Source organism: Nostocoides sp. (genome assembly GCF_037045025.1).
Classification (GTDB): Bacteria; Actinomycetota; Actinomycetes; order Actinomycetales; family Dermatophilaceae; genus Nostocoides_A.
Window position 1 is genome coordinate 358,447 of record NZ_JBAOHM010000015.1, and the last position, 18,948, is coordinate 377,394.

Consider the following 18,948-nt stretch of genomic DNA (forward strand, 5'->3'; position numbering starts at 1 on the left):
GACACTTGCGCTTTCGGTCTTGTCAAAGATATGGTCTGACCAAAATTCCCGAAGGAGTGAGACGGCCATGCTGCAGGTGAGCGACCGATACTCGGCCGAAGACGTCGAGCGCTACTACGCGGAGGGAGTGTGGCTGCCGGAAACCCTCGGAGAGACGCTGGCGCGCCAGGCCGAGCAGCGACCGGACAAGGTCTTCATCTTCGACAGCACCACGAGCTACACCTACGGTCAGATGCTCGAGGCCTCGATCCGGCTCGCGGCGGGGTTGCGGCGGGCAGGCATCCAGCCCGGCGAGCGCGTCGCCGTCCAGCTCCCCAACTTCGCCGAGTTCGCCCTCGCGGCTTTCGGCATCAACCGAGCCGGCGCCGTCCTGGTTCCGATCATGCCGATCTACCGGGGTAACGAGGTGGGCTACTGCCTGGAGCACTCCGGCGCCAAAGCCGTCATCACGGCCGGGGAGTTCGGCAAGTTCGACTACCTCGCGATGTTCCGTGACCTCCGAAGCGACAACCCGGCAGTCGGGCAGATTTGGGTTGTCCGGGGGAAGGACGTGGCGGGCGCCAACCGGTTCGAGGACTTGCTCGTTGACGGCGACATCGCCGACCTCGAAGCGGAGACCGGTCCGGACCGGGGTCCTGACGAGCCCCTGCTGATCGTCTACACCTCCGGCACGACCTCACGTCCGAAAGGGTGTGTGCACACGGTCAACACGGCGCGGTCAACGGCGCTGGCGATGCGGGATGGCCTGCAGTACACCGAGAACGACGTCCAGTTCGGTCCCTCGCCGGCCACCCACAGCACGGGGATGATCACGAGCATCATGATCCCGCTGGTCTGCGGGGCATCGTCGCATTTCATGGAGGCCTGGGAGCCGAATGCCGGCATGCAGCGCATCATCGAGCATGGCATCACCTGTGCGGTCACGGCCACGCCCTTCTTGCAGATGCTCCTTTCCGTCTATGACGCCGACAAGCATGATGTGTCCAGCTTCCGGGCGTGGGTGTGTGCCGGGTCCCCGATCCCGGGGTCGGTTGTCGAAGCCGCAAATGCCATGTTCCACAGGGGCAAAGTGCTGAGCCTCTACGGCCGCTCCGAGAATTACGTCACGACGATGGTCGACATCACCGACCCGACGGAGAAGTCGGTGACCTCCGACGGCCGGCATTGCGCCCACGCGGAAGTTCAGATTGTCGGCGAGGACGGCAATGCCCTGCCCCCTGGCGAGGAGGGCGATATCGCCTACCGAGGTCCAAGTCACATGCTCGGCTATCACGCCGATGAGGTAGAGACGGCGAAGCTGTTCACACCCGACGGGATGTCCCGGTCCGGTGACCTCGGTCGGATGGATGCCGACGGCTTCGTCCGGGTGACCGGCCGCCTGAAGGACATCATCATCCGCGGCGGCATGAACATCTCTGCCCGGGAGATCGAGGACCACCTGCTCACCGCCCCAGGCGTGGCAAATGTCGCCGCTGTCGCGATGCCCGACGAGCGCCTCGGCGAAAAGGTCTGTGTCTACGTCATCCCCAAACCCGGGGCAGAGCTGACCCTGGAGGATCTCAACGAGCATCTGCGTACGCACGGAGTCGCCACGCAGAAGCTCCCCGAGCGGATCGAGGTCACCGACGCCTTCCCGATGACCGCCACCGGCAAGGTGCAAAAGCACATTCTGCGGGGACTGGTCGCCGACAAGCTCAATGCCCAGGCCTGAGCTTTCGAGGCGGGTCAGCCCCCTCCAGGTCGCGGTAGCGCGCGTGGACGATGGCCGTCCATCGCGAACTCAACTCCTCCATCCGTTGCGATACTCGACGCCCGATCCAGTTGGGCAGCAAGGCTTCCGGCAACTGCGGGTCAAAGCGCGGGAACTCCTGCCAGGCGTTCATCGCGCGGACATGAGCAAGGAGGACCTGCTCCGGGCTCCTCGGATCGAGGTGATCAAGCATTTCTTCGACGGCGTGATAGCGCTGGCGAGGTTCCTCCAGATCCCAGCCACGGGCGACGACTTCTTCGGGAGACATCCCGATCGACTCCACCGTCCCGGCCACGGCGATCGCGTGCTCTCGCAGACCCAGCTGGGCGACGAGCGCCGCGACCTCGGGCGCGCGTTCTGTGTGCGGCGTGACCCATACCCCGGGCGCCGGATCACCAAAACCGGCCCAGGTCAAGCCCGCGTAGAGCGGTCGACGGCTGGCACGCAGTTCGTGCGGAATGGTGACCAGGACCGCCAGCCAGCGACCGTCCCACTCGGCATACGGGTCACTGACCGAGCTGACCCGGGCGACACCGTCGCGGAAGATCGCGACCAATCGCGCGCTGAGGCTCCAGCTGACCTCGCGACCACGGCGCTCGGGAACGATCCAGTCAGACGCCGCCGCTCGCGCGATCGCCTGCCGGGCGGTCTGCTCTTCGATTCCCAGCCCGTCAAGGATCTGCACGAGCGTTGCCGTGCGCACCGATCCACCCACCGGCCAGGTCATGACGCCGAGCACGGTGAACAGCAGCGAGCGGGCGCTCCCCGCCGTCAGTCCGGCCAGCGTGTCGCGCTGGCCGGGGAACGCCACCTTCGTCATGACCGAGGTTCCCTCCGGGTAGGCAGCTTGCCGCAATGATTGACACGATACGTGATCGAGTCTTAAGGAGTGTCAGGCGATGGATTTCGGTCTGAACGAGGATCAGCGCGCGATCCGGGACACCGTTCGGAGGTGGGCGCGGCGGGAACTCGCACCGGGATACCTCGAGCGGGCACGCAGCACGCGCTTTCCGTGGGACATCCACCGGCAGGTCGCCGACCTGGGGGTGCTGGGGCTGCTCGCCGGACCCGATCACAGCCCGCTCGAGGCAGGCACGCACGTCGCGGCGGGGCTGGCCGTCGAGGAGTTGGCGTATGCCGATTTCAACGTCGCCAATGCGGTGATCCCGGCGCTACTGATGAGCGCACTGATCGCGCAGCACGGCTCGTCGGCGACCCGCGAGCGTTGGCTCGGGCCATTGATCGCCGGTCGCAGCTATATCGCGTTCGGACTGACGGAGCCGCATGCCGGTTCCGATGCCGGGGCCCTGGTCACGACCGCAGTCGCCGACGAGCACGGCTATGTGCTCAACGGGGAGAAGACCTCCGTGACGATGCTTGCCCATGCCGAGGCCATGATCGTCACTGCGCGTACCTTCCGTGACGGTCGAGATCTGGGCATCTCGGCCTTCCTGATCGACCTGGACAGCGATGGCCTGACGAAATCCGATATCCCCGACACCGGCTGGGTGCCGATGGGCCGGGGGATCTTGCACCTCGATGATGTGCGAGTCCCCGCCGAGGCGCTGATCGGCGCCGAGGGTTCGGCCTTCCGCAGCGTGCTCGCGGGCTTCGATTTCACCCGGCCGTTGCTCGTCTTGACCGGCATTGGCGCGGCCTATGCGTGCCTGGACGAGACCGTGCAGTACGTCCGGGACCGCGACGCCTTCGGCGCGCCTCTGGCGCGCAACGAGGGTGTGTCGTTCCCACTCGCCGAGCACGCAACGCAACTGCACGCGGCCCGGCTGCTGTGCTACGAGGCGTTGTGGCGTCGGGACGCGGGCCAGCGGCATACGGCCGAAGCGGCGATGGCCAAGTGGTTCGGACCCGCGATGGCGAGTGCCGCAGTCAAGGAATGCTTACTCCTGCACGGACATTACGGGTACGCCGTGGAATATGGGCTGGAGCAACGCCTGCGGGACGTCATGGCCGTCGAGATCGCCGATGGCACCGCGCAGATCCAAAAGATCATCATCGCCCGCGAACGCTTCGGCCGGGACTTCGTGCCTTACGGCCGGTGAGGCTTAGGCGGCCGAGATGCCGCCGTTGACGCTGATCGCCTGGCCGGTCAGCCGGGCGGCGCCCGGGCCGCTGAGGAAGACGACGACGTGGGCGAGGTCCTCGGGTTCGCAGACGCCGAGGTGGGCCATGGTGGCGGCCTTCTCGAAGAGCCTCTTGGAAAAGCCTTCCGACAGAACGCCTTCCGCCGTGATCGTGCCCGCGATGAGCGAGGGCGTGAGCACATTCACCCGGATGCCGTCGCGCTTGGCCTCGATCGCAGCCGTCCGGGAGAACATGACGATCGCCGCCATGGCGGCACCGAGCACGGACTCGCCCGGAGTCGTCACCTTCGCCGCGTCCGAGGCGATATTGACGATGCTGCCGCCGTGCTGAGCACGCATGATCGGCAAGACGGCGCGAGTGAGGAAGAGCGGCGGAAGTGCTTGGCGAGTCAGGATGCCACCGACATCCGCCAACGGAATCCGGTGCAGCAGCTCCGGCCGGTAGCCGGCCGTAGTGCTGTTGACGAGAACGTCGATGCGGCCCAAGACGTCATGCGCTTGCTCGATCGCCGCCTGGGCCTGCGCGTGATCCTCGGCGTCGACGGGGATGAAGTGCACCTGGGCGTCCGGGCAACTGCACGCGACCTGCTGCCGAGCGGCCTCGCCCCGCTCGGGATTCCGCCCGAGCAGCACGAGCCTGCGGACGCCGGCGGTCACGAATTCGAGGGCGCTGGCTAGGCCGACGCCGGAGGTGCCTCCAGCGATGACGACCCTCGATTCGGGGTAGTCACGGACGACGGGCACAGCGGCGGCGGGCTCTGACACGACGAATCTCCTGGAAGGACGACCTGAAACTTTACAGACATTGCAACCGAATTTTCCTGATTGTAGTATGACGCTACGGTCATACCTTTGCACCGATCTCCGGATCAGACCAACCCACCCGAGGAATCGTCAATGACGTCGACGCCATCGCTGTCCATATCCCACTTCCCCGCCGAGCCGGGGAACGTCCGCGAGATCACGGTGTGCGAGACCATCCGTCACGCTGCCGCAACGGTTCCCGACCGGTTGGCCCTCGTCGACTTCGTCGAGGACAGTGCCGCTCGTCGCGAGTGGACGTACGCCGAATTCCTCGCTGACATCGAGCGCGTCGCCCGCGCCCTCCTCGAGCGCTTCGAGCCCGGAGACCGGATCGCGATCTGGGCGCCCAACTCGGCGGAGTGGGTGATCCTGCAACAAGGCATCATCATGGCCGGAATGGTCGTCGTCGCGCTGAACCCGGCATACCGCGCCAGGGAGGTGTCCTTCGTCTTGGAGCAGTCCGGGTCGTCTGCGGTGTTCGTCGTGGACGAGCACCGCGGGTTCGACATGCGGGGCATGGTCGAGGACATCCGGCCCGAACTGCCGCAGTTGCGAGAGGTGATCTCCTTTTCCGCCTGGGAGGACTTCATCGCGAGCGGGGATCCCACCCGGCCGCTGTCCGAACCGGGACCATACGACCTGATCCATGTCCAATACACCTCCGGGACAACCGGATTCCCCAAGGGAGCGATGCTCCACCACATGGGCCTGGTCAACGAGGCGACGTTCGTGGCCGAGCGCGCCGGCATGTCGGACGGTGGCGTCTATGTCAACGCGATGCCCATGTATCACATCGGCGGTGGCGCGGTGACGTCTTTCGGCGCCTGGTCGGAGCGTGGCACCTTCGTCCTACTTCCGGGCTTCGACCCGGCGCAGGTGATGGAAGCCTTCGAGGCCTACCGCGGAACGCACTCCCTGCTCGTGCCCACGATGCTGTTGGCGATCTTGAACCACCCGGACCTGCACACTCGTGACCTGTCGAGCATCCAGACGGTCCTTAGCTGAGCCTCGGCCGTGCCAGCGTCGCTCGTGCGGCGCACGACCGAGACCCTGAACTGCCAGTTCACGATTCTCTTCGGGCAGACCGAGACTCACGGAGTTATCACGCAGACCCGCGTCTGGGACTCCCCGGAGGACCAGTCGGAGACGGTCGGCCAGCCGCTCCCTCAGCTCGAGGTCAAGATCGCCGACCTCAATACCGGCGAGCCGGTGGCACTCGGCGAGCAAGGCGAGATCTGTTGCCGCGGCTACCAGAACATGCAGGGCTACTACAATCTTCCGGCCGAGACAGCCGAAACCATCGACAGGGATGGGTGGCTACATATGGGCGACCTCGGCGCCATGGACGACCGCGGCTTCGTCAAGGTCACCGGGCGGATCAAGGACATGATCATCCGCGGCGGAATGAACCTCTATCCCGCCGAGATCGAGCACGCCCTCGAGGCCCACCCGGCGCTGTCCATGGTATCGGTGATCGGGCTGCCGGACGAGAAGTGGGGTGAGCAGATCGCGGCCATCGTGACCCTGGCCCCCGGTGCAGACGCACCGAGCCCCGACGACCTGAGCGACTTCCTCAAGGGCCAGCTCGCCCCGCACAAGACACCCGTCTATTGGGCGTTCGTCGACGCGCTGCCGATGACGACGACCGGCAAGGTGCAAAAATTCGCCCTGCGCGAGCAGGCGGCTGCCGGCGGGCTGACCTTCGTCCAGCGCACGGCCAGCGCCTGGACGAACTAGGTCAACCCACACGCACCCGAATCGACCGGGCCTACTCGTCTTCCACGATCTCGTCGGCGCCGCGGACGCCGGCGGTGATCGTCGCGGTGGCATAGAGGCGCTCGTCCGGTCCTGTTGCTTTGACGTGCGCGACGGCGAAACTGCGGCCAGGATGGGTGCAGGTGCCCGTGAAGCGCAGCGCGGTTCCCGCGGGGATGGCCCGCAGATAGCAGACGTGGATGGACGCGGTCACCAACCCGGGCGAGACGGACCGAATCGCCGACGACCCCGCAATCTCCGCGGCACACAAGGTGATTCCCCCGTGCACATTGCCGAGAGGGTTGCTTGTGTCGATCCCGGAAACCCAGTCCAGGGTGCTGACCCCCGCATCGGGCCTCAGGGTGGCGTGGAGCAGGTCCAGCACGGTGGCACCGGGCTGCCCGGAGGGCAGGGGCGCGTCGCCGACCTCACCGGAGAGCGTGGCCGGCGGCAGTTGCTCGATGAACCGGGCGTGCTGACGGCACAGGCCGAGAAGGCGCCCGGAGTCGTCGAGGATGCGGCCGGAGGAGATCGAGCCGTGACCGCTCGTGTGCTCCGCGACGCCGACGGCCCGGACCGCACCGAACGACGGCAGCGGTCGGCACAGGTCCACCGACATCTCTGTCGTGACCGACCAATGGTCCACCGGACGGTGGAGCATGGCGGCATACCCGATGACATTGTCGATGAGCACGCCGAGCGATCCGGCCGCGACGGTGCCGTCCGGGCCGGCGTGAAAGGAACGCACCGGCATCGTCGAGGAGAGGACCAGCTCGTCCTGCTCGACCGTGGCGACGCCGAAGACCAGCTCGGGCCGGCTCTCGGCGATGAACAGCGGCTGGAACTCGCCGGTCACGGCGCCCGCCGATCCGGGGCCACGGCGTCGGTCCATAGCTCGATGTCGATGGGCTGGAACCGGTTTCGGCCGTGCGTGCAGCTCGTGCAGTCCCGGCCAGTGGAGGTGCCGGTGTGCACGTGGTCGCGGTCGACGGCCTGCCCGATGACGGTGGTCTCACCCTGGAGCGACTCGAGCGCGAGCAGGGCGGCGCCATAGGCCCCGCTGATCTGCGGATGGTCGGGGACCTCGATCGGGACCCGCAAGGCCTGGCCGAGGAAATACACCGCGGCCCGGCTGCGCGCCACCCCACCGGTCATGACGACCGGCTCCTTCTTGCCGGCCTGGGAGACCAGGCCCACCGTCCGCGCGGCGACCGAACGGTGCACGGAGGCCGCGATATCCGCCGGCTCGGCGCCCTCGGCGAGCAGGGGAGATGATCTCGGTCTCGGCGAAGGTCGCGCACATGCTGGAGACCTCGAGATCCTCGGTTCCAGCCAGGGCCAGGTCGTCCAGGTCGCCGAGTTCGACGCCCAGGGCGCGGGCGAGCACGTCGAAGAAACGCCCCGTCCCGCTCGCGCAGCGATCGTTCATCGCGAAGTTGTCCACAAGCCCGACGGCGTCGACGGCGATCGCCTTGCTGTCCTGGCCGCCGATATCCACGACGAGCGCGACGCCGGGGCACATCGCCGCGACTCCGCGTGCGTGGCAGGTGATTTCGGTGAACGTGCGATCGACGCCCGGGACAAGCCGGCGGCCGTAGCCGGTGGCGACCACCTTGTCCAGGGCATCTCGGGTCAGTCCGGCATCGGCAAGGACGCCGTCGATGGCGACCTCGACCGCCTTCCGGCTGACCGCGCCCATCTGGACCACACGATGAGCGAGCATGACTCCCGACTCGTCGACGACGACCGCCTTGGCCGTCGTCGAGCCGAGGTCGACCCCCATGGTGCGTAGCGGCATACCGATCCTCGGGGTTGGCTTGTCGTGGCGGTGAATTGGGGCTAGCCGGCCTTGGCGCGGCGGACGTCGATGCTCTCCAACATCGCGACCAGCCGGCTCTCCAGGACCTCGTCCTTGTAGAAGGACGCGTCGGCGACATCGCCCTCGAAGGTCATCGACGGGATGCCGAGCTTCTCCCGCGCCGAGGTCCCGAGCATGGTCATCGGATTGGTGAACGCCCGGCAGGTGCGGGTGGAGTGGAAGACCAGGCCGTCGATGCCGAAGCGCTCGCAGTCGCGCAGCATAAGGTGTTCGAGGTTCTTGAAGCTGTGGTTGATCGGGCACAGCAGGTAGTGCTGGGCCATCCCCCGCAACGGGTCCTCGGGGTCGATCAGCTGCGGCTCCTGCCAGAACGAGGAGTGGGTGTAGCGGCCACAGATGACCGCCGCGTCGAACTCGGCGAACCGCCGGGCGAGGAAGCCGAGCTTGTTCCAGTTCATGATGCCGTCGAAATAGAGCCGGTAGCGCTCGTTCTCCAGGGCCGGTATGCCGTTTTCCACGCGAGCGGCGATCTCGTCGCGGATCGCCTCGAAATAGGTGACGAGCTCCGGGGTGCCGGGGAGGAAAGTTGATATGGGCGACGCTGCCGATCCAGTCCCAATAGGTGGCAGGGGTTGGCTTGTTGGCGCACAGGGCCATCCCCGCGAGGCGCGCCTCCGAGGCCTGACGGATGTAGGACATGCTCTGCGACAACACATCCCAGTCGAAAGGGGTGCCGGTTTGGCCTTCGATGAAGGTGATCAGCTCGCGCAGCTGGCCGACGACGAAGTCGGTCGCGTCCTCCCATTCCTGGCCGCCGAGATAGGTGGCGTCGGGCTTGTTGCTCCACAGGTAGGGGATGTTGACATTGAAGATCGGCACCCGCTTGCCGAAGATCCGATAGGAGACCTCGTCCCACTGCTGGCCGGTGCTGCAGCCGGAGTAGCCGTTGACGAAGAAGTCGGGCAGCGGGAGTTTGCTCGCCAGTTCGGCCTGATCGTGCGCATCGACGACCCCGGTCTCGCTGGCCGCCTCGCTGCGGCCGAGGCTGAGCACGGCGCAGCCGAGGTGGGTGCGCGAATAGGAACACAGCTCGTTGATATAGCCGTATTCCTGGCCGGCGAGTTGCGCCGGACCCTCCAGGTGCAGCGCCGCCAGCCGGGCCGAGAAGGCCTCGCCGTGGCACCACTCCAGACCGGCGGCCTGGAAGATCGGGTTCAGGGCCGATCCGTTGTACCACACCACTTTTGCGCCACGGTCATGGGCGTTGAAGATGTTGTCCCAGTAGTCGGTGATCAGCTTCGCTCCGGATCGGCTGGACTCCATCCGCCGCACGGTGCTGTGGCTCGTCGTCGTCATCGGGTGCTCCTCGTGGGGGTCAGGCCGGTGCTCCATCGGCATGCCCTCGTGCTCGGTCTCGATGAGCAGGTGGGGTATGCCGCGGGCGTCCATCATGCGCTTCAACTCGGGATACATGAGCATGTGCGGCTCGCAGAACTTCGGCATCAGGACGATGACGGCATCGGCTCGCGACTCGTGGACGACACGGTCGAGATAGGCGTCCCAGTCGGCGTCGTGCTGGACGCGGGTGCCGCACGGGACGTTGACGTTCCGGTCGAAATACCACCGCGCCAGGGCATCGACGGGATCGATGTCCTCGCGCACATCGGTGGTGATGTAGCGGCGGCCGTGATAGAGATCGTCGTCGACGACGACCGCGCCGCAGTCCTCGATGAGGTCGAAGAGTTGCCTTTTCGGGGCATGGCAGAAGTGCCCGGACAGGTGCACCCGCACCGGCGCCGTCTCGTGCGCTGCCATCGGTGGATCGGCCAACACCTGTTCCAGCAAGGCCACGTGTTCGGCCTTGTCCATGACCATGGACGACTTGACGAGGTCCTGGACTTGCTTGGCGGACAAGTCGATCCGGCCATCGCGGCGATCATCGAAGATCTGGTGGAGCAGGCGGCGGTCGGTGTTGTAGATCCGGATGCTCTCGGCGAGCCGGCCCGTGTCCAGTGGCGCCCCCGCGCAGGCTTCTACCTGGTCGACGATGTCCTGCAGGACGGCCCGGATCCGGCCCGGAGTCGACGGCTCGCCCATCGAGGCGATGAACTGGCCGAAGTGGTGGGGCTTGTCCGGCGCCCGGTGGCGGATCACGTCGACTGCTCCCAGCAATTGGACGCAGTGGTCGGCGTCGAAGAAGGCGTCGTAGATCGCGAGGCGCCCCTTGGCGGCCTGGTCGGCAAGATTGCGGGTGTAGCCACAGTAGAACTCCGCGAGGGCGACCCGGCCCTCGGTGTCGGGTTCGTCGTTCTCCTGGATGACGACCGGAAGCACACCGGCGGCATACAAGAGTTCCTCGGGGAAGTTCATGGGGAAGACGCCGGCGACCAGGCGACCTGGACAATCGTGCTTCCACGACCGGACGTAGGAGTCGGGATCCGCTGCAACTTGCGTCAGGCGCTGCAATGCTTCGGTCATGATCGTGGTCCCTTCGCACTCGTGCGTCCACGTTATTCTACATAGCTAGCAACTGCGTCACAAGGAGTGTCTTATGTTGGGTGAGACGAGTTCCGGCCAGTCTCGCCGGGTCGACCGGCCTGGCGATCGGCTCCGGGCCCGAACCGTGGACGCCGTCCTCCGGCTGCCACACGTGTCGGCGGCCTACACGCTCTACACCGACGTCACGACTCCACTGGAGGAGGGCGTGACCTTACTCGGAGATCTCTACCGCCCCGACACTGACCGGCAAGAGGGGGGCGACCCTCGCCCCACCGTGCTGATTCGGGTCCCCTATGGCAGGCGCGGGGTGGTGGGCGCGATGTATGGCGATGTCCTGGCTCGCCGCGGCCACCAGGTTTTCATCCAGTCCACGCGCGGGACGTTCGGCTCCGGGGGGCAGTTCCGCCCGTTCACCACCGAGCACGAGGACGGGATGGCCACGCTCGCCTGGCTGCGAGCCCAGCCGTGGTGCGACGGCCGGGTGGCGATGCTCGGCGCGAGCTACTTCGGGCACACGCAGTGGGCAATCGCCCCCTATGCGGAGCCTCCTCTCGCGTGTGTATCCCCAGCGGTCACGGCCGCCCGGATCGCCTTCGCGCTCTATGACAATGGGGTCCCGCAACTCCTCAACGCACTGCTGTGGACGTCACAAATCGCCGGGCAGGAGACGCGGGCACCGCTGCGGGCGATCCTGCCCGACCCCACGCGGATGCTACGCGTTCGCCGGGCAGCTAAGAAGTTGCCGCTGCAGGCCGTCGATGTTGCGGTGACGGGCGGACCGGTGCCCTTCTGGCGCGATTTCGTGGCCTTCGCCGACCCGGACGACACCAGCTTTTGGGACGTGAGCGATCACAGTCATGCCGATCTCACGGCGATGCCGCCGACGTCCATTGTCACCGGGTGGTGGGATCTGTTCCTCCGGGAGCAATTGCACGACCACGAGCGCCTCGTCGCCGCAGGCGTGCCCACCCGGCTCGTCATCGGACCGTGGATGCACGTCGAGCCCGGAGCGGCGCGAGAGAGCATCACCCGCGACCTCGCCTGGCTCGATCACCACCTCGACGGGGGACCCGCGCCTACCGGCGCCCCGGTCCGGATCCTCCTGCAGGGTCCCGACACGTGGCTCGACCTCCCGAGCTGGCCGCCGCCGCAGAGTCGTTCGCTACAGCTACATCTCGGTCCGGGAGGCACGCTCGGCCAAGAGCCGCCAAGTGGACGCTCGCCCACGAGCAGGTTCACCTACGACCCCGGGGACCCGACCCCATCGGTCGGGGGCCCGATGCTCAACCCGCCCGGCAAGCAGGCCGACAACGGGGACGTCGAAGAGCGCGCCGACGTCCTGGTGTTCACTGGCGACCCGCTGCCGGCTGATCTCGACGTCGTCGGGCAGGTCGATGCGCGCATTTACGTGCGGACGAGCCTGCCGCATGCCGACGTCTTCATCCGGGTCTGTGATGTCGACGAGAAGGGAGTGTCTCGTAATGTCGTCGACGGCATCCGGCGCCTCCACCCCGCCACGATGACAGCCGCTGACGTGCGCCTCGGCGAGGAGGGCATCGTCGAGTTGAACCTCGAACTGTGGCCCACGGCATACCGATTCGCCGCCGGCCACCGGATCAGGGTCCAGGTCGCCGGCGGCGCCTTCCCGCGCTATGCCCGCAACCTCGGCACCGGCGAGCCGCTCGGAACCGGGTTGACCATGCGCCGCTGTGACTTCCAGATCTTCCACGACGACGCCCATCCGTCCCGAATCGAGCTCTCGGTTCCGGCGGCCCCGGGCGGGTCAGCGACGGGCAGGAGCCAGGCCTGATTCACGGATTTCGCTCATTGTTCGGGCAGGCCGCCCCAGATCGGGCCCATGCTCATCGGATCGGAGAGTGAGTCGGTTCCGCCACGGATCAGTGAGGCGTACTGAGTTCGCTCCCAGTGGGTGAAGGCCGCGAAATCCTGGGCACGCAGGGCGTCAATCAATTGGCGGTGAATGGTGATGCTGCGTGCCCGGTAGGCGCTCGACTCGGCGGGAAAGACGGCTCGTGCCAACGCAACTCGCAGGGCGGTCAGGACCATGCGATGCATTTCCTCGAGCAGATCATCCGCAGCGGCCGCGACGAGCACATGATGGAAGGAGAACGCCGCCTCGAGATACTCGGCGGCTTCGGTCGTGTGGACCATCGTGGCGTGGAGCGTCTCGAGTTGGTCGAGGCTGGCAGCGGTGACGCGCGCAAAGGCCTCCGGCATGGCGCGGTGTTGGATTCGCACCCGCAATTCGAACATCCACGCGGGGCTGACATTCGTGGGGTGGAACCAGAGGTGCACGGCACCCAACCGGACGTGCGGTGGCTGATCAGCGACATACACCCCGCCGGCGGGTCCGCGGCGCACTTCGACCAACTGACGTTCACGAAGCAAACCGAGCGCCTCATTGATGACCGTCGGGCTGGCGCCGTAGCGCTCCATCAGGTCGGTCCGCAGCCCGAGCCGCGCGCCTTCCGGCCACTCGCGATCCAGGATCTCCCCCTCGATGTCCGAGGCGATGGCCTGCGCCCGCGAGGCCGGCCGCGGTTCGCTATCGCGCATGTGGCCAAAGGGTAGCGTCCCCGCCCGCTGTGTCATGCTCCACAATCTACATACAGATATCCTTGCAATCTATATGCAGATTGTGTCACCCTGGCAGAACGTCAGGGACGACAGGTTGCGGGAGGTGAGCGCGATGAACGCCAGCATCATCGATGTTCACACGCATGTGTTCGATCCCGACCTTCCCGATTTCGGGCGTCCCGACGTGCCGGTCGTCCGGCACCGCGGGCCTACCCAGATCGAGGTTTGGTATGCCGATCGGTTCTATCGTCACCTGGACGAGCGATCGTGGGCGGTCACCGCGCGCCTGGCCGACATGGACGCCGAGGGAGTTGGCGTGCAGGTGCTCTCGCCAACCCCGATCACCTTGTGCCACAACACCGAGCCAGCCACAGCGGTGCGCCTGGCCGCTCATCAGAACGAGTTCCTCGCCGGCCTCGTTGCCGCCTCGCCCGACCGCTTCCTCGCCTTCGGGCACATCCCGTTGCAATCACCGTCCGAGGCGGTCCGCGAACTCGACCGCTGCCTGAACGACCTCGGGTTCGCGGGCGTGGAAATCGGCACACAGGTCGGTGATCTGGCCTTGAGCGACGAGACGTTGACGCCCTTCTGGGAAGCCGCGCACCGGCATGCCGCCACCGTCTTCATTCATCCGCTCGACCACTGCGTCGACCCCCGGATCGTCAGCAGCGGCGCTGGGTTCGGCCTGGGCATGCCAACCGAGACCGCGCGCGCCGCGGCCGACCTCCTGCTGGCCGGAACCCTGGATCGCTATCCCGACGCACGCGTGCTCCTCGCTCACGGCGGCGGCAGCCTCCCTGCCGTGCTCCCGCGATTGGCCTTCGGGCAAACCATCCTTTCCCCGCGCGAGCCCGGCGTCGCCAGCGTCCTCGACACCGCCCGCAGGCTGTGGAGCGATTCGCTCACCTATGACGCCGAGTCGCTCATGCTGTGCGCCAGCCGGTTTGGGCCCGAACACCTCGTCGTCGGCACCGACTACCCGTTCTCGGCCCGCGAACAGCCAGCCGGCGCAGTGCTCGACGGCTCCCGCTTCACCACACCCGTCGCGGATGGCATACGGCATGGGAACGCGCTGGCCCTCCTCGGTCGGAGCCGGTCGAGCGCCTTATCGCACAAGGAGATTCGATGACTACTCAGTTCCTCGGCCTCGGGATCACCCACTACCCCTTGCTCGCCGGAACCGACAAAGACATGGCCGGCCTGCTTCGGTTCACGCTGCGCGATCCCGACATCCCGCCCGAGTTGAAGGACCCGGCGAATTGGCCCGCGGCCATGCGTGCCGAGTGGAGCGACGACGGTGGCACGGCCGCGGCCGCCGGGCATCGGCAGGCCCTGCTGGCCGGGCTCGCCCGCTGTCGGGAGGCCCTGGAGGCCTTCGCCCCCGACTATGTCGTTGTCTGGGGAGACGATCAGTACGAGAACTTCCGTGAAGAGGTCATCCCACCCTTCTGTGTTCTCGCCTATCCCGACCTGGATGTGGCCGCCTTCGGCATCCTCAACACCCTCGGCCAAGCCAATGTCTGGGGTCTGCCGGACGACCAGCAGGTCACCATCCACGGGGACAAGGCATTCTCGCGCAGCCTCGCCGACCGGCTCATCCGCGACGGCGTCGACATGGCCTATTCCTATGTCAAACGCGAGAACGCACACTTCCCCCACGCCGTGCTGAACACCCAGCTCTTCCTCGATTATGACCATGCGGGAAGGGAATTCACCTATCCGCTCGTGCCGATCACCGTGAATTGCTACGGCGAGCACGTCATCGCCCGGCGCGGCGGGCTGGCCCACTTCGCCCAGATCAAGGACGAAACCACCGACCCGGCTGGCCCGACGCCCGCACGCTGCTTCGAACTCGGCGCGCAGGTCGCCCGGGCGCTGCGCGACACGGACAAGCGCATCGCCCTGATCGCATCGTCGAGTTGGTCGCACGCCTTCCTGCACGACAAGGGCTGGCACCTGCGCCCCGACACCCCCGCCGATCAACGGCTGTATGCCGCACTCGTCGCCGGCGACTTCGACGCGTGGTTGACGTTGACGCCCGCCGACGTCGTTGCCGCTGGACAGCACGAGATCCTCAACTGGTTCTGCCTGCTCGGCGCCGTCAACGAGCTGGGGCTCACCTTGCAGTGGTCGGACTTCGTGACAACGGACATCTTCAACTCCAACAAGTGTTTTGCCATCTATGAGGAGGTCAGCGCGTGACCAGTGACACGGATACGGCCAAGCGCATCCGCACCGGCGAATTCGAGACGCACTATCACGAAGCAGGGCAGGAAACAGGGCAGGGCGAGCGGACCGTGCTGCTGTTGCACGGGTCGGGGCCGGGTGTCTCGGCCTGGGCGAACTGGAGCACCAACCTGCCGGTCCTCGCCGAACGCTTCCACGTCATCGCCCCGGATATTGTCGGCTATGGCGCGACCGAGCGGCCGCGCGACATCATCTATTCCTTGCGGTCGTGGACCGATCACGTCTGGTCCTTCCTCGACACCCTTGGCGTGCAGCAATTCGCGATCATCGGGAACTCGCTCGGCGGTCGGATCGCCCTTGAGATGGCAGCCGATGCGCCCGACCGGGTTGAGCGAATGGTCCTCATGGGATCGCCCGGCTTGGGCATGTATGTCACCGAGGGGCTCAAGGCACTGCGTGCCTACGAGCCCTCGCCGGAGAATATGGCCGCACTGTTGCGGGACTACTTCGCGGTCGACAAGAGCATCATCACCCCAGAACTGGTCCAGCGGCGGTATGCCGCGTCGCAGGAGCCGGAAGCGCACGCGGCATACCGCTCGATGTTCTTCGATCCCAAGCACAAGGGCAACGAGCTCGGCATCACCGAAGAGCAGGTCCGCGCCACGACAACGCGCACGCTGGTCGTGCACGGTCGCGAGGACCTCGTGGTGCCCAAGGACGTCGGCTGGACGATGGCCAACGCCCTCCCGGACGCCGATCTGCACCTATTCGCGCATTGCGGACACTGGACCCAGATCGAGCGGTCGGCCGACTTCAACGCTGTTGTCACTGCATTCCTAGAGGAGAACTGACCATGACCGAGACGGCACAAGCAACCGGGGTGGGCAGCGAGCACGTCATCGAGGGACCCGGGCTGCGCTTCCGGGTCAAACGCACGGCAATGACGTCGGAGGAGGTTTTCCGCGCCGAGTTGGCCAAGGTCTTCGGGCGCACCTGGCTCTATCTCGGCCACGAATCGGAAATCCCCAATCCCGGCGACTTCGTCCGGCGCCCCGTCGGCGGTCGGCCGCTGTTTATGGTGCGCGGCGCAAAAACGGGTGCGGTCAACGTTTTCCACAATACCTGCACTCACCGGGGCGCCGTCGTGTGCCGCGTCGACAAGGGCACGTCGAAGGTCTTCCAATGCTTCTATCATGCGTGGACCTTCGACTCCGAGGGCAGGCTCGTCGGGGTTCCTGGCGAGGATGCCTATGGTGACGACCTCGACCGGTCCGCCCTGGGACTCGGCAGGGCGCGGACCGAGAGCTACCGCGGCTTTGTCTTCGTCACCTTCGATCCCGACATTGAGGACTTGCCCACGTATCTCGCGGGCGCGCGACAGTACTTGGATTATGTCGTCGACTCGATGGACGGCAACGTCGAGGTGGTGCCAGGCACGAATGAATACGGTTTCGACGCTAACTGGAAGCTGTTGGTGGAGAACAGCATCGACGGATACCATGCGGCCTCGACCCACGACACGTATTTCAAGTATCTCGTGGCTCTGGGCACCGATCTGAGCATCGGGGTCACCGGCGTCACCAAGGACCTCGGCAACGGCCACGCCGTCCTCGAATACCAGGCACCCTGGGGCCGCCCGGTGGCCCTGTGGGAGCCGCTTTTCGGCGAGGATTCCAAGGAGGAGATTGCCGCCCTGCGCGCCGAGCTGACCGACAAGCACGGTGAGGAGAAGGCGCTCGTCATGGCGGAGCGCAACCGCAACCTGCTCATCTACCCGAATCTGATCATCAACGACATCATGGCGGTGACCGTGCGGACGTTTGTGCCCACAGCCCCCGACCGGGTCGAGGTGACCGCTTGGGAACTCGCTCCCCAAGGGGAGTTGCCGCAGTTGCGCCAGCGACGCCTAGACAGCTTCTTGACCTTCCTCGGCCCCGGCGGTTTCGCGACGCCGGATGACCTCGAGGCCTTGGAGTCCTGCCAACAGGGATTCGCGTCCGGCGGGGTGGAGTGGAACGACATCTCGCGCGGGATGGGACGCGATCCACAGGCCACCGACGAGGAACAGATGCGCGCCTTCTGGCGGCGCTGGCGCGTCCAACTCGACGCGACCGATTGAGAGGGAGACGATGACCGACCTGACCCGTGCGAACGTCGAGGACTTCCTCTACGCCGAAACCGCCCTACTCGACGAGTGGCAGCTGGAGGACTGGCTCGCGCTGTTCACCCCCGACGGCAGCTACCAAATCCCGTGCAATGACGACCCCGGCGGCAGCGGCGACAGCTCGTTGATGCTGGTTGACGACAACCGGCTGCGGCTGACGTCACGCGTCGAGCGGCTGCAAAGCCGCAAGGCCCATCGTGAGTACCCGCACTCCAATCTGCGCCACTTCGTCACCAACGTCCGTATCCTCGACCAGGACGCCGAGTCGGCAACCGCGACCTGCTCGCTGATGATTGGCCGCTTCCGCGCGAATCGGGAGATCTGGTATTGCGGCCGTGCCGATTATGCGCTGGTCAGGACGGGCGAGAGCCTCGCCATCCGGCGCAAGCGGGTGACCCTCGACATGACGACGCTGCGGCACGCCAGCGACGTCGCGCTGATCCTGTGAGCGCGCTCGACGTGACGCCCGATGGGGCCGCAGTCGCCATCGTCACCGGCGGGGCGTCGGGGATCGGCCGCGGGATCGCCACCCGCCTGCTGGGCGAGGGTTATCGCGTCATGGTGAGCGTCCTGGGCGATGTCGACGAGGCGGCAGTCTGCGCGCGGCTCGGTGGTGATGCCGACCGGCTCGCGTTCTTCACCGGAGACCTCGCCGATCCTGGGGTCGCCGAACGGCTGGTCACGCAGACGCTGACGTGTTTCGGGCGCCTCGATGCTCTCGTCAACAATGCTGGCGGCGGCGTGATCCGGCCGACCTTGGAGCACACCGAGGAGACCCTGACCGCCACCATCCGCAACAACCTGTGGACGGTGCTGCGCTGCACCCTGGCCGTGCTCCCGCACTTCCAGGCATCCGGTGGCGGGCGAATCGTCAACATCGGTGCCGAATCCGTGCGCAACGGGTTGACCGATCACGCGATCTACAACGCCGCCAAGGGTGGCGTGCACGCCCTAGCCACCGGGCTCGCCCGGGAATTCGCTGGTGACCGGATCACGATCAACGTCGTCGCGCCGTCCTACACCCGCACCGACGAACTCGACGCCCGCCTGGCCGCCGGGGAGGTGCCGACGCGTTTTGAGGTGGTCCTACGCGACGCCGTCGATCTCATCCCGATGCACCGCCCGGCCGAGGTCGACGACGTCGCCGCCGCGGTCAGCTATTTCCTCTCCCCCGGTGCCGCCTTTGTGACCGGCCAGGTGCTCAGCGTCAACGGCGGCAGCAGCATGGGATAGTTAACCCCACGAAGTTCTCCGCTCCTCCCACGCAGAG

Annotated in this window: 15 protein-coding genes and 3 pseudogenes; 11 read left to right on the top strand and 7 right to left on the bottom strand. The window is 66.5% G+C overall.

The window, feature by feature from the left end; genetic code table 11:
- The first annotated feature begins 67 nt into the window (after window positions 1-67).
- Window positions 68-1,711 (top strand): AMP-binding protein, encoded by a 1,644-nt coding sequence (locus V9G19_RS20735; protein ID WP_462287306.1) that lies wholly within the window; start codon window positions 68-70, stop codon window positions 1,709-1,711.
- Here V9G19_RS20735 and V9G19_RS20740 read toward each other — a convergent pair.
- On the bottom strand, window positions 1,695-2,570 hold the full coding sequence (locus V9G19_RS20740; protein ID WP_462287307.1) for a PaaX family transcriptional regulator: 876 nt from the start codon (window positions 2,568-2,570) through the stop codon (window positions 1,695-1,697). The two genes, V9G19_RS20735 and V9G19_RS20740, sit on opposite strands and share 17 nt — an antisense overlap.
- Window positions 2,571-2,649: 79 nt before the next feature.
- Here V9G19_RS20740 and V9G19_RS20745 point away from each other — a divergent pair, with 79 nt between their 5' ends.
- Window positions 2,650-3,810 (top strand): acyl-CoA dehydrogenase family protein, encoded by a 1,161-nt coding sequence (locus V9G19_RS20745; protein WP_462287308.1) that lies wholly within the window; start codon window positions 2,650-2,652, stop codon window positions 3,808-3,810.
- Between the two features lie 3 nt (window positions 3,811-3,813).
- Here V9G19_RS20745 and V9G19_RS20750 read toward each other — a convergent pair whose 3' ends face one another.
- Window positions 3,814-4,617 carry an SDR family NAD(P)-dependent oxidoreductase gene (locus V9G19_RS20750; RefSeq protein ID WP_462287309.1) on the bottom strand — a complete coding sequence of 268 codons (804 nt, stop codon included), beginning with the start codon at window positions 4,615-4,617 and terminating at the stop codon, window positions 3,814-3,816.
- 132 nt (window positions 4,618-4,749) lie between these two features.
- Here V9G19_RS20750 and V9G19_RS20755 point away from each other — a divergent pair.
- Together V9G19_RS20755 and V9G19_RS20760 are read left to right on the top strand one after the other, a co-directional pair.
- Window positions 4,750-5,916, top strand: a pseudogene (locus V9G19_RS20755) (AMP-binding protein); the annotation flags it as partial.
- A gap of 144 nt (window positions 5,917-6,060) precedes the next feature.
- On the top strand, window positions 6,061-6,393 hold the full coding sequence (locus tag V9G19_RS20760; RefSeq protein ID WP_462287610.1) for an AMP-binding enzyme: 333 nt from the start codon (window positions 6,061-6,063) through the stop codon (window positions 6,391-6,393).
- Window positions 6,394-6,424: 31 nt separating this feature from the next.
- Here V9G19_RS20760 and V9G19_RS20765 read toward each other — a convergent pair whose 3' ends face one another.
- The 4 genes and pseudogenes from V9G19_RS20765 to V9G19_RS20780 all read right to left on the bottom strand — a co-directional run bounded on the left by V9G19_RS20765 (window position 6,425) and on the right by V9G19_RS20780 (window position 10,708).
- Window positions 6,425-7,303: a PaaI family thioesterase gene (locus V9G19_RS20765; RefSeq protein ID WP_462287310.1), complete on the bottom strand. Its 879-nt coding sequence runs from the start codon at window positions 7,301-7,303 to the stop codon at window positions 6,425-6,427.
- A complete protein-coding gene (locus V9G19_RS20770) occupies window positions 7,264-7,635 on the bottom strand; it encodes a BadF/BadG/BcrA/BcrD ATPase family protein (protein WP_462287311.1) in 372 nt (123 codons plus the stop codon). The genes V9G19_RS20765 and V9G19_RS20770 overlap by 40 nt, the downstream gene beginning before the upstream one ends.
- Before the next feature lie 37 nt (window positions 7,636-7,672).
- Window positions 7,673-8,209 (bottom strand): annotated as a pseudogene (locus V9G19_RS20775) (acyl-CoA dehydratase activase); the annotation flags it as partial.
- A 41-nt stretch (window positions 8,210-8,250) separates the two neighbouring features.
- Window positions 8,251-10,708, bottom strand: a pseudogene (locus V9G19_RS20780) (2-hydroxyacyl-CoA dehydratase subunit D).
- A 73-nt stretch (window positions 10,709-10,781) separates the two neighbouring features.
- Between V9G19_RS20780 and V9G19_RS20785 the strand changes: the two are divergent.
- Window positions 10,782-12,539 (top strand): CocE/NonD family hydrolase, encoded by a 1,758-nt coding sequence (locus V9G19_RS20785; RefSeq protein WP_462287312.1) that lies wholly within the window; start codon window positions 10,782-10,784, stop codon window positions 12,537-12,539.
- Between the two features lie 14 nt (window positions 12,540-12,553).
- Here the strand turns inward: V9G19_RS20785 and V9G19_RS20790 are convergent, their stop codons facing one another.
- Window positions 12,554-13,306, bottom strand: a complete 753-nt coding sequence (locus tag V9G19_RS20790) for a FadR/GntR family transcriptional regulator (protein WP_462287313.1) — start codon at window positions 13,304-13,306, stop codon at window positions 12,554-12,556.
- A 133-nt stretch (window positions 13,307-13,439) separates the two neighbouring features.
- Between V9G19_RS20790 and V9G19_RS20795 the strand changes: the two genes are divergently transcribed.
- From V9G19_RS20795 to V9G19_RS20820, 6 genes are read left to right on the top strand one after another with little or no spacing between them, the layout of a single operon-like run.
- Window positions 13,440-14,456: an amidohydrolase family protein gene (locus V9G19_RS20795; protein WP_462287314.1), complete on the top strand. Its 1,017-nt coding sequence runs from the start codon at window positions 13,440-13,442 to the stop codon at window positions 14,454-14,456.
- On the top strand, window positions 14,453-15,529 hold the full coding sequence (locus V9G19_RS20800; RefSeq protein WP_462287315.1) for a DODA-type extradiol aromatic ring-opening family dioxygenase: 1,077 nt from the start codon (window positions 14,453-14,455) through the stop codon (window positions 15,527-15,529). The genes V9G19_RS20795 and V9G19_RS20800 overlap by 4 nt, the downstream gene beginning before the upstream one ends.
- Window positions 15,526-16,365: an alpha/beta fold hydrolase gene (locus V9G19_RS20805; protein WP_462287316.1), complete on the top strand. Its 840-nt coding sequence runs from the start codon at window positions 15,526-15,528 to the stop codon at window positions 16,363-16,365. The genes V9G19_RS20800 and V9G19_RS20805 overlap by 4 nt, the downstream gene beginning before the upstream one ends.
- Before the next feature lie 2 nt (window positions 16,366-16,367).
- Complete coding sequence (locus tag V9G19_RS20810) at window positions 16,368-17,633, top strand: aromatic ring-hydroxylating oxygenase subunit alpha (protein WP_462287317.1); 1,266 nt, start codon at window positions 16,368-16,370, stop codon at window positions 17,631-17,633.
- 10 nt (window positions 17,634-17,643) lie between these two features.
- Window positions 17,644-18,126 carry an aromatic-ring-hydroxylating dioxygenase subunit beta gene (locus V9G19_RS20815; protein ID WP_462287318.1) on the top strand — a complete coding sequence of 161 codons (483 nt, stop codon included), beginning with the start codon at window positions 17,644-17,646 and terminating at the stop codon, window positions 18,124-18,126.
- Window positions 18,123-18,911 carry an SDR family NAD(P)-dependent oxidoreductase gene (locus V9G19_RS20820; protein WP_462287319.1) on the top strand — a complete coding sequence of 263 codons (789 nt, stop codon included), beginning with the start codon at window positions 18,123-18,125 and terminating at the stop codon, window positions 18,909-18,911. Before V9G19_RS20815 ends, V9G19_RS20820 begins: the two co-directional genes overlap by 4 nt.
- Window positions 18,912-18,948: the final 37 nt, after the last annotated feature.

Bases quoted from the DNA above. Each gene is read 5' to 3' on its own strand.
- V9G19_RS20735 (WP_462287306.1), top strand. From the start codon at position 68: ATGCTGCAGGTGAGCGACCGATACTCGGCCGAAGACGTCGAGCGCTAC.
- V9G19_RS20740 (WP_462287307.1), bottom strand. From the start codon at position 2,570: ATGACGAAGGTGGCGTTCCCCGGCCAGCGCGACACGCTGGCCGGACTG.
- V9G19_RS20745 (WP_462287308.1), top strand. From the start codon at position 2,650: ATGGATTTCGGTCTGAACGAGGATCAGCGCGCGATCCGGGACACCGTT.
- V9G19_RS20760 (WP_462287610.1), top strand. From the start codon at position 6,061: ATGAACCTCTATCCCGCCGAGATCGAGCACGCCCTCGAGGCCCACCCG.
- V9G19_RS20765 (WP_462287310.1), bottom strand. From the start codon at position 7,303: ATGGACCGACGCCGTGGCCCCGGATCGGCGGGCGCCGTGACCGGCGAG.
- V9G19_RS20785 (WP_462287312.1), top strand. From the start codon at position 10,782: ATGTTGGGTGAGACGAGTTCCGGCCAGTCTCGCCGGGTCGACCGGCCT.
- V9G19_RS20790 (WP_462287313.1), bottom strand. From the start codon at position 13,306: ATGCGCGATAGCGAACCGCGGCCGGCCTCGCGGGCGCAGGCCATCGCC.
- V9G19_RS20795 (WP_462287314.1), top strand. From the start codon at position 13,440: ATGAACGCCAGCATCATCGATGTTCACACGCATGTGTTCGATCCCGAC.
- V9G19_RS20800 (WP_462287315.1), top strand. From the start codon at position 14,453: ATGACTACTCAGTTCCTCGGCCTCGGGATCACCCACTACCCCTTGCTC.
- V9G19_RS20810 (WP_462287317.1), top strand. From the start codon at position 16,368: ATGACCGAGACGGCACAAGCAACCGGGGTGGGCAGCGAGCACGTCATC.
- V9G19_RS20815 (WP_462287318.1), top strand. From the start codon at position 17,644: ATGACCGACCTGACCCGTGCGAACGTCGAGGACTTCCTCTACGCCGAA.